The 14470-nt window shown below is 66.1% G+C and carries 12 protein-coding genes; 10 read left to right on the forward strand and 2 right to left on the reverse strand.

Annotated elements, in window-relative coordinates; translation table 11 throughout:
• Positions 1-10: 10 nt before the first annotated feature.
• The 8 genes from DFR24_RS23345 (at position 11) to DFR24_RS23380 (ending at position 9687) form a co-directional block, all read left to right on the forward strand.
• Complete coding sequence (locus DFR24_RS23345) at positions 11-1468, forward strand: MBOAT family O-acyltransferase (protein ID WP_133883886.1); 1458 nt, start codon at positions 11-13, stop codon at positions 1466-1468.
• A gap of 10 nt (positions 1469-1478) precedes the next feature.
• Entirely contained in the window at positions 1479-2615 is a 1137-nt protein-coding gene (locus tag DFR24_RS23350) for an alginate O-acetyltransferase (protein ID WP_133883887.1), read from the forward strand.
• Positions 2616-2630: 15 nt separating this feature from the next.
• Positions 2631-3329 (forward strand): alginate O-acetyltransferase AlgF, encoded by a 699-nt coding sequence (locus DFR24_RS23355; protein ID WP_133883888.1) that lies wholly within the window; start codon positions 2631-2633, stop codon positions 3327-3329.
• Positions 3330-3346: 17 nt separating this feature from the next.
• Positions 3347-4885: an alginate O-acetyltransferase gene (locus DFR24_RS23360; protein WP_133883889.1), complete on the forward strand. Its 1539-nt coding sequence runs from the start codon at positions 3347-3349 to the stop codon at positions 4883-4885.
• Complete coding sequence (locus DFR24_RS23365; RefSeq protein WP_133883890.1) at positions 4882-6012, forward strand: mannuronate-specific alginate lyase; 1131 nt, start codon at positions 4882-4884, stop codon at positions 6010-6012. Before DFR24_RS23360 ends, DFR24_RS23365 begins: the two co-directional genes overlap by 4 nt.
• Before the next feature lie 25 nt (positions 6013-6037).
• Positions 6038-6583 carry a hypothetical protein gene (locus tag DFR24_RS23370; RefSeq protein ID WP_133883891.1) on the forward strand — a complete coding sequence of 182 codons (546 nt, stop codon included), beginning with the start codon at positions 6038-6040 and terminating at the stop codon, positions 6581-6583.
• Between the two features lie 93 nt (positions 6584-6676).
• Complete coding sequence (locus DFR24_RS23375; RefSeq protein WP_246051781.1) at positions 6677-8179, forward strand: mannose-1-phosphate guanylyltransferase/mannose-6-phosphate isomerase; 1503 nt, start codon at positions 6677-6679, stop codon at positions 8177-8179.
• Positions 8180-8301: 122 nt separating this feature from the next.
• Positions 8302-9687, forward strand: a complete 1386-nt coding sequence (locus DFR24_RS23380) for a phosphohexomutase domain-containing protein (RefSeq protein ID WP_133883892.1) — start codon at positions 8302-8304, stop codon at positions 9685-9687.
• Between the two features lie 39 nt (positions 9688-9726).
• On the opposite strand, the gene DFR24_RS23385 is transcribed toward DFR24_RS23380, so the two are convergent.
• Together DFR24_RS23385 and DFR24_RS23390 are read right to left on the reverse strand one after the other, a co-directional pair.
• The gene (locus DFR24_RS23385; RefSeq protein ID WP_133883893.1) at positions 9727-10923 is read right to left on the reverse strand and encodes an MFS transporter; all 1197 of its coding nucleotides are present in this window, start codon (positions 10921-10923) and stop codon (positions 9727-9729) included.
• 86 nt (positions 10924-11009) lie between these two features.
• Complete coding sequence (locus DFR24_RS23390) at positions 11010-12248, reverse strand: NADH:flavin oxidoreductase (protein ID WP_133883894.1); 1239 nt, start codon at positions 12246-12248, stop codon at positions 11010-11012.
• A gap of 108 nt (positions 12249-12356) precedes the next feature.
• On the opposite strand from DFR24_RS23390, the gene DFR24_RS23395 reads away from it, so the two are divergent.
• Positions 12357-12977, forward strand: a complete 621-nt coding sequence (locus DFR24_RS23395) for a TetR/AcrR family transcriptional regulator (RefSeq protein ID WP_162851397.1) — start codon at positions 12357-12359, stop codon at positions 12975-12977.
• Between the two features lie 114 nt (positions 12978-13091).
• Entirely contained in the window at positions 13092-14456 is a 1365-nt protein-coding gene (locus DFR24_RS23400) for a DUF1329 domain-containing protein (RefSeq protein WP_133883896.1), read from the forward strand.
• Positions 14457-14470 lie beyond the last annotated feature (14 nt).

Consider the following 14470-nt stretch of genomic DNA (forward strand, 5'->3'; position numbering starts at 1 on the left):
GAATTCGAGCATGGTCTTCTCGTCCAACATCTTCCTGTTCGCCTTCCTGCCGCTGTTCCTGGCGATCTATTTCGCCTGCCCGAACCGCTACCGGAACTGGGTCGTGCTGCTGGGTTCCTACGCGTTCTACGCGTGGTGGCGCGTCGACTTCCTGTTCCTGTTCATCGCCGTCACGGCCTGGAACTACTGGATCGGCCTCGGCATCGCGCGCTGCGGTGCGAAGACCGAGGGCGCGAAGCGCTGGCTGATCCTGGGCGTGGTCGTGGATCTGGCGGTGCTGGCCTACTTCAAGTACGCCAACTTCGGCGTCGACAGCTTCAACGCGATGATCGCGGGCACCGGCATGGAGCCGTTCGCGTGGACCGCGATCATCCTGCCCATCGGCATCTCGTTCTACACGTTCGAGTCGATCAGCTACATCGTCGACGTGTATCGCGGCGACACCGAGCCCACGCGTCACCCGGTCGACTTCGCCTGCTTCATCGCGCTGTTCCCGCACCTGATCGCCGGCCCCGTGTTCCGCTACAAGGATCTCGCGGACCAGTTCACGAATCGCACGCACAGCGTCGACAAGTTCTCCGAAGGCGCGATGCGCTTCATGCAGGGCTTCATCAAGAAGGTCTTCATCGCCGACTCGATCGCGCCGATGGTGTCGGCGGGCTTCGCGCTGCAGGACCCGAGCACCGCGGACGCCTGGCTGACGGCGCTGGCCTACACGGCGCAGCTCTACTTCGACTTCTCCGGCTACAGCGACATGGCGATCGGCCTGGGCCTGATGATGGGCTTCCGCTTCATGGAGAACTTCAACCAGCCCTACATCAGCCAGAGCATCACCGAGTTCTGGCGCCGCTGGCACATCAGCCTGTCGAGCTGGCTGCGCGACTATCTGTACGTGCCGCTGGGCGGCAATCGCGGCGGCACGTTCAAGACCTACCGCAACCTGTGGCTGACGATGGTGCTCGGTGGCCTCTGGCACGGCGCCAACTGGACCTTCGTGCTCTGGGGTGTCTGGCACGGCACGATCCTGGCCATCGAACGCGCGCTGGGCATCGGTACCGACCTGAAGACGCCGTGGCGCGTCTGGCGCTGGGCGCCGACGTTCCTGTTCGTGATCCTCGGCTGGGTGATGTTCCGCGCCGAAAGCGTGCATGAGGCGGGACGCTTCTACGCTGCGATGTTCTCGTTCGACGGACGCGGCGTCAGCGACGTCTACGCCGCGGGCATCGACTCGCTGCAGATGTACACGCTGCTGCTCGCCTACGTCGTGCTCGCCATCGCGGGCTGGATGAGCCGCCGGCCGTCGGCACCCGAGCATCGGCAGGGCGAACTGGTCGGCGGTGGATCCGCGCTCGGCGTGCTGACGACGCGCGACGTGGTGCTGACCGCGCTGGTGCTGCCGCTGTTCGCACTCGCGGTGCTCAAGCTCTCGGCTCAGAGCTACTCGCCCTTCCTCTACTTCCAGTTCTAGGAATCCGGCCGTGCGTACTTATCACCTGATCACATCCCTGCTGTTCGGCGCCATCATCCTGGCGATGGCCGGCGCCGCGGTGGTCCGCGCCCTTCCGTACGACGTGCCGCCCGGCACCGATGTCGTCGAGGGCGGACTGACGCGCGGCTTCGAGTCGCACTACGACAAGGTCTTTCCGGTGAAGACCTTCGGAACCAACGTCTGGGGTGCGATCCAGTTCGTGCTCTTCGGCGAGGGCCGCTCCGGCGTCGTCGTCGGCCGCAACGGCTGGCTCTACACCAGTGAAGAATTCAGTGCGTATCCGGATGGCGAAGCGCAGGTCGAGGCCAATCTCGAGCTGATCGCGCAGGTCCAGCAGAAGCTGCGCGCGCGTGGCACCGAGCTGACGGTGGCCGTGCTGCCGGCGAAGGCGCGCCTGTATCCCGAGTACGTGGCGCAGCACCATCCGGCCGAGGTGCATCGCGACCTGTACCAGCGCATCCATGCCGGCCTGCAGGCACGCGGCGTGGCCGCACCCGACCTGCTGATCCCGCTCGAGCAGTGCAAGACGCAGTCGGCCGTGTTCCTGCGCACCGACACGCACTGGACGCCGGAGGGCGCCAGGTGCAGCGCGCAGGCGCTGGCCGCGGTGATGGCGCCACGCACCGGCGATGCAGCGGTCCGCTTCACGTCGGAAGTCGGTGCGCCGGTCGAGCATCAGGGCGACCTGATGCAGTTCCTGCCGCTGGCGCCGTACTTCTCCGCGCTGATGCCGCGACCCGACCTGCTGACGGCGCGCTCGACGGTGGCCGCGTCCACGGCGTCGACCGAAGCCGATCTGTTCGGCGACGCGCCGGCGCCCGCCATCGTGCTCGTCGGCACCAGCTACAGCGCGGACGGGCGCTGGAATTTCGACGGCGCGCTGCGCGAGAGCCTGGACCAGGACGTCTTGAACATGGCGCAGGCCGGGCACGGCCCGTTCGAGCCGATGCTCGCGTATCTCGACAAGCCGCAGGACGGCCCGGCGCCGGCGCATCTGATCTGGGAAATCCCGGAGCGTTATCTGCCGGCCGGAAAGAAGCCCGCCGGACGTAAACCCAAGAGCGACGAGGGTCATGCGCAGCTTGCGCTGGCCCCGACGTCGACGACGACTGTTGCACAACCCTGAAGCAGGAGAGCGCAGATGAACCCCATGGAACGCAGTGAGCAGGACATCGGCATCGTGCCGACGCGGAACGCCGGACCGGATCGACGCAGCGTGTTGTCGATGATCGCCGCGCTGGTCGCGATGATGTTCATGACCAGCATGGTCGCCCAGGCCGGAGACGGCGGACTGTACGGACCGGTGGCGCCTCCGGGCTCCGCGTTCATCCGCGTGTTCAACGCCAGCGACACCGACGAACTCACGGCCAAGGTCGGCAACGAATCCATCGCCGACATCCGCGCATGGAACGCGAGCGACTTCATCTTCCTGCCAGCGGGAACGCATCAGCTCAGCGCCGGCAGCACCAACGATTCGGTCACGCTTGCCGCTGGGCGCTACTACACCGCCGTCGCGGGCTCGGGTCCGGTGAAGCTTCTCGACAACGACAACAGCGGCAACCGCCTCAAGGCGCTGCTGATCCTCTACAACCTCACCGGCAAGAGCGCGCTGAGCCTGCGTACGCAGGATGGCGGCACGGTCGTCATCCCTGATGTCGCATCGAAGACGTCGGGCAAGCGGGAGGTCAATCCGTCCAAGGTCCAGCTCGCGGTGTACGACGGCGACAAGAAGATTGCCGATGCGCCACCGGTGAGTCTCGCGCGCGGCCAGGCCTTCAGCCTGTTCGTGGTCGGCGACGCCAGCGCCGCCACGCCGCGCATGGCCTGGGCCATCAACTGACGCTCCGGAGCCGAACCGTGCCGAAGAAGATTCCGAGCGCCTTCCGCAGCCTGATACTGGGCGCGGCTATGTGGTCTGCCGCGCAGTCTTCTCCGGCTGCGGACGTGGCGTTCCCCGTCTTTGAAGCAGCTCCCTGCTGCCAGCTGTGCCCGCACGCGGCAGATCCTGCCGCGTACAACACCAAGTTCCTCGACGCGTTCCGCACGTTGGTGCAGGGCAGCGACGGATGGCTGTTCCGCGCCGAGTCCGATCTTTCGGCACAGTTCGGCACGACGCCAGAAGGCCTCGATCGGCTGGTGGAGTTTCAGCGCGCGCTGCGTGAGCGCGGCACCGAACTGGTCGTCATGGTGCAGCCGCCCCGCGGCGTGATGCACGCGGACAAGCTCAAGGGAAGCGGGTACTCGTATGACGTGGAAGGCGCGCGCGCCAGTTACCGGCGCGTGATATCCGATCTGCGTTCGCGAGGGGTGGCCGTGCCTGACATGGAAACCCTGCTGACGACGCAGGACTCGAGCGAATATTTTTCGAGAAACGACCATCACTGGACGCCCGAAGGCACACGTCGCACCGCGAAGCTCGTCGCAGATCGTGTGTTGCAGATGCCCCAGTTCAAGTCGGTCAAACGCCAGACGTTCGTGACCCACAAAGAGGGCTTGGTCACCAAGAACGGCACACTGGCGAAAGCTGCATCGGAACTCTGTGGCTTCGGATCGCCCAAACAGTACTTTGCGCGCTACGTCACCGAGCCCGCCGATGCAGGCGGAGATCTGCTCGGCGACGAGGCAGTTCCGCAGATCGCGCTCGTCGGCACCAGCAACAGCGGCCCGTCGTACAACTTCAGCGGGTTCATTTCGGAATATCTCCAGGCGGACGTCCTGAATATTTCCGTCATCGGCGGTGGTATGGACGGCGCGATGCTGTCTTACCTGCCGAGCGAAGAATTTCGCAGCAATCCGCCCAAGATCCTGATCTGGGAAGTGCAGCACTTCCACAATCTCGGCGACCTGTCGTTCTTTCGCCAGGCAATGCCCTTGCTCAATGGCGGATGCAACGGCAAGGACGCGATCCTGGAACGCGAGGTGGTGGTCCGGCCCACTGGCTCGACCGAGGTCCTGTTCAATGGTGGCGGCGCAGTACGGCCGTTGAAAGGGCGCGACTACGTGCTGGACGTGCAGTTCAGCGATCCGACGATGCTCGAGATGCGCGGCGTCGTCTGGTACACGAGCGGCAACAAGGAAAATCTCCGCGTCGAGCAGTCCCAGCACGCTCCCTCCCAGAAGGGCCGGTTCGTCACGTCGCTGCGGCCGGACGGCAACTGGGGAGATCAGATCTTCCTGGGATTCGACGTGGAGGCGATCGTCCCCGAGGCGCCTGTCACCGCGACGGCTGTCTCTGCAACGGGTGCGAATACGCCGGCCGCCAAGCCGGCCGCCGGAGCGCCGCTCAAGGTTCGCGCCCGGCTCTGCTCGGCCCATGACACCGGAATGCGAGCGCGTGGCGCTGATGAGAGTCGTGTCGTCGCCGGCGTCGCCGGCGTCGCCGGAGCCGCACGATGATGCGATCCCTCATGCCGCTGATGGCGCTGGTGACGAGCGTCGTCACCCTGGGCTGCAATGCCGCCGGACCGACACCGACCGCTGCGGGCGCGCATCTCGTCCCGCCGCCGGGGTTCACGCTCGCGGTGGTCCAGTCCGACAAGGAAGTCAAAGCCTGCCCCTCGAACGCCAGCCCGTTCACGGCAGCGCTCGACTTTCCGAGCCGCTACGAAGGTTCGGACAAGGCCCGTGACGATGTGAATCCGCAGGCCGAGCGCAAGTATCGCGAACTGATTGCGCCGATCAGTTCGCTCGAACGCGGGTTGAGTCAGCAGGTCGACGACTACATGCGTGCGGGCAACGACGAATCGCTGGAGTGTGCGAAGAAGCTGCTTCGGGCGTGGTCGTCGGCGAACGCGTTGATGGGCCAAGCGGTGACGCACACCGGCAAATCGATGCGGAAGTGGGCACTCGCCAGCATTTCGGCGGCTTATGTGAGGCTGAAGTTCTCGGCGTCCAATCCACTGGCGAGCGATCCGCAGCTCGTTGCGGCGGTCGACAAGTGGCTGGAGACCGTGGCCCGGCGCGTCGTCGAAGAGTGGCGCGATCAGCCGCTGGAGAAGATGAACAACCACGAGTACTGGGCCGCGTGGGGCGTCATGGCAGCCTCGGTCGCCACCGATAAGCGCGACCTTTTCGAATGGTCGATCCAGCAGTTCCAGATTGCCGGCACCCAAGTGGATGCCGAAGGATTTCTGCCCAACGAACTGGCTCGTGACACGCGTGCGTTGCAGTACCACAACTACGCGCTGACGCCACTGACGATGATTGCGGCCTTCGCCAAAGCCAATGGACGCGAGCCCGAGAAGGCCCAGCGCGAAGCCATGGACCGATTGAGCGGACGCGTGCTGGCCGGAATGGATCAGCCGGACATGTTCAAGCGCAAGACGGGCGACAAGCAGATCACCGCGGATCTTTCGGAAAAATCAAAACTCGCCTGGCTCGAGCCGTACTGCTGGACCTTCGGTTGCGACGCTGCGATGAATCAGCGCCTCGAATCGAGTCGCCCGCTGAAGAGCTATCGCCTCGGCGGCAACCTCACCGACATCTTCCATCCCAAGGTTGATCGGCTGAAGCGCACGTCATGAACGACTCGGCAAAAGGCGAAATCCGGTGAGCTATTCCAAGTTGATCGTCGCGGTCCTTTGTCTCGCGTCGGCGCACTCTGCTGCGGCCGCAATCTCCCGCGACAACATTGAGAACAACACTGTTGCGCCACTTGGGGAGGACAGCGCCAGCGCTCCCAGAGTGGTCGTATACAGCGTCGGTCCGCTCAATATCGCGGCAGGTGCAGTCGTCGACATTCGATTCCAAAGTGAAGTGACGACGCAGTGTTCGGGAAATATTGGAGTCGGGCGTTACGTCGTTCGCGCAAGCAGTGCGACCGCGACAACCGGGACAAACGTGGTGCCGCCCGCCGTGGAGAACGTCACCGAGGATGTTCATCACCAGATCCTCGTCCATACAGGATTGGAGCAACCGTCCTCCGCACTGACGGGCGTCTATTACAACGCCGTCGTTTACGCACTCTCGGCATCGTCTCAGGGCTGCTACACCGAGAGTATCAGCGTCCCGCCGGAGGACACGGACTCCGACAAATTGCTGATCGAAGGAGCCGGCACCAACAGTTTCGGCGAGCTCATCGTGGAAGTCCGATAGGACGGCGCTGAAGGCGCCGCGGATACGAAGGTCCCCGCTTCAGTCACTTGGACGGACGTCCTGCTGAACACACTTATTCTCTTGGAGCACACCATGGATTACCCAACCCGTCTCGAAACGACCACGAGCCATGCCGTGGTTCCGGTACTGATGGCCGGGGGCAGCGGCAGCCGCCTGTGGCCGTTGTCACGCGAAAGCTATCCCAAACAGTTCCTCGCCCTGCAGGGCGCGCACAGCCTGCTGCAGAACACGGCCTTGCGTGCGCGCAAGATCGCCAATGCGATGCCGCCGGTCGTGATCGGCGCCGAGCAGCATCGTTTCCTGATCGCCGAACAGTTGCGCGAGGCCGGCATTGTCGGCTCGACGTTGCTGCTCGAGCCGGAAGGCCGTGATACGGCGCCGGCTGCTGCGGTCGCCGCGCATTACGTGGCGGCCGAGATCGATCCGAAAGCGATCGTGTTCCTGATGGCGGCGGACCACGTGATCTCGGATCTGTCCGCGTTCGTGCAGGCCGCGGATGTCGGCGCTGCGCTGGCGGCGCAGGGCCATATCGTCACCTTCGGTATCACGCCGACCGGGCCCGAGACCGGCTTCGGCTACCTGCGTGGCGGCTCGGCGCTGCCCGAGGATGCGCGCGCCGTGCGCGTCGAGGCCTTCGTCGAGAAGCCGGACGTCGAACGTGCGCAGGGTTTCCTCGACGCGGGCAACCACTGGTGGAACAGCGGCATGTTCATGTTCCGCGCCGATCGCTTCCTCGAGATCCTGCAGCAGCTCGAGCCTTCGCTGAGTCACAGCGCGCATGCGGCAGTGACGCTGGCCGCGATCACGCCGGACGGACTGAACCTGAACGTCGAGGCCTTCGCCTCCTGCCGCAAGGTGTCGCTCGACTACGCGGTGATGGAGAAGCTCGACGACATCGCACTGGTGCCGCTGGACGCGGGCTGGGACGACGTCGGCTCGTGGAATTTCCTCGCCGGACAGCCGGCCACCGACGAGCACGCCAACCGAACGCACGGCGACGTCCTGATGCACGACTCGCGCGGAAATCTCGTGCATGCGCAGAGCCGGCTCGTCACGTTGATCGGTGTCGAGGACCACGTCGTCGTCGAGACCGAGGACGCGATCCTGGTGGCGCCGCGATCGCGCGTGCAGGAGGTCAAGGGCGTCGTGCAGAAACTGCGCGATGCGGATCGCTCGGAAGTCTCGGCGAACCGTCGCGTGTACCGTCCCTGGGGTTACTACGAATCCATCGCTGGCGGCGAGCGATTCCAGGTCAAGCGCATCATGGTCAAGCCCGGACAGAAGCTGAGCCTGCAGATGCATCACCATCGCGCCGAGCACTGGGTGGTGGTCAAGGGCACCGCGCGCGTGACCTGCGCCGACAAGGAATTCCTGCTCTGCGAAGACCAGTCCACGTACATCCCGCTGGGCACCGTGCACCGGCTCGAGAATCCGGGGCTGGTGCCGCTGGAGCTGATCGAAGTGCAGTCCGGCGCTTATCTCGGTGAGGACGACATCGTGCGCTTCGAGGACATCTACGGACGCAGCGAGCCGCAGACCACGTCGGTCACCGTGACGGCAACGGCGGTGACCTGACCCGTGAAACAGGACACCGAGAAAGGCCAGGGCAGTGTCCGGCGACGCGTGATCCGGGTGGGCGTGATGCGCTCACGTCGATCACTTGCGCCACGTGATGAGCAACCGATGAGGATCGCAATGTGACGTCGCCAGCACCGAAGTTGAACTGCTTCAAGGCCTACGACATCCGCGGCCGTGTGCCCGACGAGCTGAATCCGGAAATCGCGTACCGGCTGGGCCTCGCGTTCGCCGAGCATTTTTCTCCGCGCTGCGTGGCCCTGGGCCACGACGTGCGCCACAGCTCGCGGCCGTTGCTCGAAGCCATCGCGGTGGGCTTGAACGAGCGCGGTGTCGAGGTGCTGGATCTGGGACTGTGCGGTACCGAGGAGGTCTACTGGGCTGCGCAACAGCCGGGTGTGTACGGCGCGATCGAAGTCACCGCCAGCCATAACCCCATCGACTACAACGGCATGAAGCTGGTGCTCGCGGACGCCGTTCCGGTGTCCGGCGATTCCGGCCTGCGCGAGATCGAGGCGATCGTCTCGGCCAGTACCGCGCCGCTGCCGGCCACCCCTGCGCGCATGGTGCCGACGAGCTATCGCGCCTCCTACGTCGAGCATCTGCTGACCTACCTGGATACCGCCGCACTGCGTCCGATGAGCGTCGTGATCAACGCGGGCAATGGCGCCGCCGGTCCGTTGCTGGACGCGCTGGAGCCGCGCCTGCCGTTCCGCCTGATCAAGCTGCATCACGCGCCTGATGGAAGTTTTCCCAACGGCATTCCGAATCCGCTGATTCCGCAGATGCGGCTGTCGACGAGCGCTGCCGTGCGCGCGTCCGGCGCAGATTTCGGGGTGGCCTGGGACGGGGACTTCGACCGCTGCTTCCTGTTCGACGAGCGCGGCGAATTCATCGAGGGCTATTACGTGGTGGGTCTGCTGGCCGAGGCCTTGCTGGCGGCGCACGTGCGCCGGCCGGGTGAAGGGCGGCCGCGCGTGATCCACGATCCGCGACTGATCTGGAACACGATCGACGTCGTGCTCAAGGCCGGTGGACAGCCGGTGCAGTCCAAGACCGGACACGCGTTCATCAAGGAACGCATGCGCAGCGAGAACGCCGTCTACGGCGGCGAGATGAGCGCGCATCACTACTTCCGCGGCTTCGCGTACTGCGACAACGGCATGCTGCCGTGGCTGCTGGTCGCCGCGATGATCTCGCGCGGCGGCAAGCCGCTGTCGCAACTCGTGCGCGATCGCGTCGCGCAGTATCCGGTCAGCGGCGAGATCAACCGCGGGGTGCCGAACGTGTCGAGCACGCTCAAGCGCATCGAGGAGCGCTATGCGGCGAAGGCGATCTCGAGCGACGACACCGACGGCCTGAGCCTGGATTTCGGCGAATGGCGCTTCAATCTGCGCGGATCGAACACCGAACCCTTGCTGCGACTCAACGTGGAAGCGCGCGGCGATCACCGCCTGATGAATCTGAAGACCGCGGAACTGCTCGCCGCCGTCGACGCCGAGTCGTAAGCCTGGCCCGGGCGGAGACTTCGCGATTCGGCGCCGGGGTCACAGCGTCGGCGGAATCGACAGGCCTTCCTTGCGCAGCCGCTTCGCCGCGTGACGCCCCTTTCGCGAAATCAGCGCCGCCGGGATCAGCATCGACAGGCCCAGCCACGGCAGGTAGCGCGGATCCATCAGCGACCACGCGGCGCCGCCGAGCAGGGTGCCGCTCGACTGGCCCAGATAGAAAGCCGATGAATTGAGCGCGATCGATGCGCTCGCCAGTGCCGGCGCGAGCGCGGCGAGCCGCGCCTGCTGGAGACCGCTGAAGCCGGCGGCGCCGATCGCCCAGAACATCTGCATGACGAACAGCGCCAGCACCGAGTGCGACAGCAGCGGCCACACCGTGAAGACGGCGATCGGCAGCAGCACCCAGATGCGCACCATCTTCTCGAGGCCGAGCCGGTCGATCAGCACGATCACCAGGACGTTGCTGAGCACGGCGGCAAGGCCGTGCGCGAGCAGCAGTCGTGACAGCAACGTGGGATCGCCGGGCTGAAGCGTCGTGATCAGCGGGGCGATGTAACTGAAGACGGCGTGGCTGCCCGCCGCGAAGATCGCGCTGGTGGCGATCAGCAGGGACAGTGCCGGCGTGCGCAGCACCGTCAGCCAGCTGTGCAGGTTGATCGGCGGCAAGGTCATCGGCGGCAGCAGCCGCCACAGGCAGAACGCGACGATCAGGCTCGCGCCGCCCAGCGAACCCATCGCCACACGCCAGCCGGCGGCGTGGCCGATCCAGACACCCAGCGGGACGCCGAGGACCGAGGCCAGCGCCCAGCCGACCATCACCGCCGACGTGGCCTGCGTGCGCTGCGCCGGCGTCACCAGCAGGCCGAGCACCGCCGCCGCCTGCGGCGTGAACACCGCGGAGGCGATGGCCGCCAGAACGCGCGTCGCCAGCAGCTGCTCGTAGGTCTGCGCGAAGTAGGCCAGGCCATTGGCCAGCGCGCAGATCAGCAGCATCGCCGTCAGCAGGCGTCGGCGATCGATCTTCGCGCTGAGCGTGGCGAACAGCGGCGAGGCGATCACGCTGGTGATCGCGAAGGCCGCGATCAGCAGGCCGGCTTTGGCGATCGAGACCTTGAACGCGAGCGCCAGGTCGCTGAGCAGGCCGCCGACGATGTACATGCTGGTGCCGACCATGAAGTTGCCCGCGCACAACGCCCCGATGCGGGGGTCCTTGAAGATCGAGGGCAGGGACATGCGCGATTGTCGCCGCTCGCGAGGCGGCGCGGCCACTTCGCCGGCCCTGTCGTGGAGCGGTCGTATTCCGGACCGGGAAAGGCTTGCTACGGCTCCTGCGCAGGCTGGCGGTTGAGCTCTGGCCGATCGATGCCGGTCAGCACGCAGCGGGTGCCACCCGGGGTGTACATCATGCCGACGCAGCGGTTGCACGCGGTGCAGCCGGAGTGTTCGACGCCGGCCCGCAGCGCCTGCACGAACTGTGGCTGGTGGATCAACGCGCGCGCCATCGCCACCGCGTCGAAGCCTTCCGCCATCACGGTGGCGACGCCGGCCGCCGATGTGACGCCGCCCAGGTAGGCCAGCGGCGAGGCGACCGCGGCACGGATCCGGCGCGAGGTTTCCAGCAGGTACAGCTCGCGGAACTGCAGGTTCGGCTCCTGCAGGCGCAGCAGCGGATTGGCGGCGCGCATCGCCAGGCTCGGCGCGTGCTCGCCGGCCGCGGCGGCGACTTTTGAGCCGAAGATGGTCCAGGGCGATTCGACGTTCATGCCGGCGCTGAGCACCAGCAGGTGAGCCCCCGCCGCCGACAGCTCGCGTGCCACGATCGTGCTGTCCTCGATGCCGGCGCCGCCGCGGAAGCCCTCGACGGTGCTGAGCTTGCACAGCACCGCCAGGCGCGCGCCCACCGCATCGAGAACGCGTGACAGCACTTCGGCGGGATAGCGGGCACGTGCCGCGGCATCGCCGCCCCAGCCGTCGCGGCGGCGGTTGTACTTCGGCGACAGGAACTGGCTGAGCAGATAGCCATGGCCCATGTGCAGTTCCACCGCGTCGAAGCCCGCGCGCTCCGCGAGGCGGGCCGCGGCGACGAATTCCGCGGCCACGGACTGCAGGTCGGCGGGCTGCATCTGCGCCTTGAACAGGCGACCGCTGATCACGCCGGCCGCATTGAAGCCGCCGGAAGCGCTGAGCGGACGCGGCACCGACAGCCGCCGGAGAAAGTTGAAGGCACCGCCGTGCGTGATCTGCGCGCAGGCGGCGCCGCCTTCGCCGTGGACGGCATCGGTGATCGCGCGCAGCGCCGGCAGCGCGTCCTCGTCGAGTCGCACCTGGTCTTCGAAGGTGCGGCCGTCCGCGCTCACGGCGCAGTAGGCCAGCGTGGTCATGCCCACGCCGCCGGCCGACAGCGCGCGGTGATGCTCCAGCAGTGCCCGGCTCGGGACGCCGCCGCGCGCCATGCCCTCGTTGGTCGCCGCCTTGATGAAGCGGTTGCGCAGGCGCAGCGGGCCGAGCGTCCAGGATTCGAAGGCCCGGTCCAGCGCGGAGGTGGGGGATCTCGTCATGGTTAAAACGGTACGACGGGAACCGTAAAAAGGCCAGCCGTTCAGCGATGCGTAGGCGCGGTGGCGGCGACGCGGCACAATCGAGGTCTGCCTCGATCGAATCTCATCGTGCCTACCAGGAAGAAGAGTTCCGCTCCGACCCGCCATCCGCTGGTGCCGTTGCGCGGACGTCCGCGCAGCCTGGTGTCGGAGCAGGCCATCCTCGACGCGACGTTGCGAATCCTGTCGACCGAGGGATACGCGGCGCTGACGGTCGATCGTGTGGCGAGCCTGGCCCGTGCGAGCAAGGCGACGCTGTACCGGCGCTGGAAGACCAAGGAGCATCTCGTGCTCGCGGTGTTCAGTCGCATGCCGGTGGTGGTGCCTGAGGAAGGCCGCAACGTCGAGGATGAACTGCTCGGCATGTTCTCGCAGTTTTCCCGGCAGATGCGGGATTCTCCGCTCAAGGGTGTGCTGCCGATGCTGGCGGCCGAATGCGTCGGAAATCCGACGCTGTCGACCACGCTGATGCTCATCAACGACCAGCGTCGCGGCCCCGTGCGCCTCGTCCTGCGGCGCGGTATCCAGCGCGGCGAGCTGCCGCCGGACACCGACATCGAACTGGCCATCGACCTGATCCAGGGCGCGGTGGCCATCCGCATCTACTTTCTGCTCGAAAACCCCGACGAGCTGTGGATGCGCCGCTTGCTACGCGTGGTCCTGGCGGGTCTGCGCGCAAAACCGCGCTGAGGGCCGGACGCCGATCTCGTCCGAACGAACGGGGACGCCGCGGGAAATGCTCGGTTCAATACGAAACCGATAGTTTCCATAGAGGGCCGATCAGGCCCCGTTGCGGAGGAACCCATGAACCGCTTGCTGCTGAACTCCAGCTTCGTGCTGAGCCTGCTGCTGCCGCTTGCGGCGGCGGCCAAGGTCGGCGCCGACAAGGCCGCCATGCTCGATTCGGCCACGCACACCTGCGTGGGCGCCGAACGGGCCGGCACGGCTTCCGGCGTGGCCGCGTACACCGGCAAATACCTCGATAGCTGGCCCGGCATGAAGGACAAGTCCGGCTACGACCCCGGTCCCTACGCCGACGAAAAGCCGCTGTTCACGATCACCGCCGACAACATGGCGACGTACGCGGACAGGCTCACCGAGGGGCAGAAGGCGCTGCTCAAGAAGCATCCCAAGACCTTTCGCATGGCGGTGTATCCGAGCCATCGGGACTTCCGCATGCCGGACTGGGTGTGCAAGGTGGTCAAACAGAACGCCACCACGGCCGAGCTGGTCGACAACGGCCTGGGCACCACCGGTACCGACGGCGGCATTCCGTTTCCGTTCCCGCAGTCGGGACTGGAGGCGATCTGGAACATGATCTCGCCGTACCGCGCCTACAGCGAGGCCGCGGTCAACGACATCATCGACGTCTACGGCAACGGCAAGCTGGCATACGGCAAGCAGCGCTACCGCAGCCTCAACGTCACGACCAATCCGAACCGGCGCGGCTCCTACACCGACAAGATCGCCGCGCATTTCTTCGTCGAATCGCTGCTGCCCGCGCGCGACCGTGGTTCGATTGCCGTCGGCATCCAGCCGAACAATTTTTCGAAGGACAGCACGATGGCCTGGCAATACAACCCGGGCATCCGCCGCGTGCGCCAGGCGCCGGAGATCTGCTGCGACTTCCCGGTGCCGCCGGCCGGCCTGCGCACCATCGACGATGACTACGTCTTCAACGGTTCGCCCGAGCGCTACACCTGGAAGCTGGTCGGCAAGAAGGAAATGGTCGTGCCCTGGCACAACTTCCGTGTCAACGACCCGGCGATCAAGTACGCGCAGCTCGCCACGCCGGGGTCGATCAATGCGGACTACGTGCGCTACGAGTTGCAGCGCGTGTGGGTCATCGAAGCCGAGCTGAAGTCCGGCATGCGCCACATCTACAAGCGCCGCACGATCTACGCGCAGGAGGACACCTGGTTCGGCGTCTGGGGTGACAACTACGACAACCGCGACCAGCTCTGGCGTGCGGCGCTGATCAACTACCGCTACGCGCCCGATGCGCAGACCTATCAGCGTGGCGTCTCGGTCTACCACGACCTGACCGCCGACGCCTACGAGGCGACCTACCTGGTCAACGAGGCGGGCGAGGGTTGGTGGCGCATGAACGATCCGAAGATCGACGAAAGCATGTTCGGGCCCAAGGCTGCGACCTTGGGCGGCAAGTAGATCTGCGGCGCGTG

Source organism: Panacagrimonas perspica (genome assembly GCF_004364935.1).
Classification (GTDB): Bacteria; Pseudomonadota; Gammaproteobacteria; order Nevskiales; family Nevskiaceae; genus Panacagrimonas; species Panacagrimonas perspica.

Bases quoted from the DNA above. Each gene is read 5' to 3' on its own strand.
- DFR24_RS23375 (WP_246051781.1), top strand. From the start codon at position 6,677: ATGGATTACCCAACCCGTCTCGAAACGACCACGAGCCATGCCGTGGTT.
- DFR24_RS23390 (WP_133883894.1), bottom strand. From the start codon at position 12,248: ATGACGAGATCCCCCACCTCCGCGCTGGACCGGGCCTTCGAATCCTGG.
- DFR24_RS23385 (WP_133883893.1), bottom strand. From the start codon at position 10,923: ATGTCCCTGCCCTCGATCTTCAAGGACCCCCGCATCGGGGCGTTGTGC.
- DFR24_RS23365 (WP_133883890.1), top strand. From the start codon at position 4,882: ATGATGCGATCCCTCATGCCGCTGATGGCGCTGGTGACGAGCGTCGTC.
- DFR24_RS23345 (WP_133883886.1), top strand. From the start codon at position 11: ATGGTCTTCTCGTCCAACATCTTCCTGTTCGCCTTCCTGCCGCTGTTC.
- DFR24_RS23400 (WP_133883896.1), top strand. From the start codon at position 13,092: ATGAACCGCTTGCTGCTGAACTCCAGCTTCGTGCTGAGCCTGCTGCTG.
- DFR24_RS23355 (WP_133883888.1), top strand. From the start codon at position 2,631: ATGAACCCCATGGAACGCAGTGAGCAGGACATCGGCATCGTGCCGACG.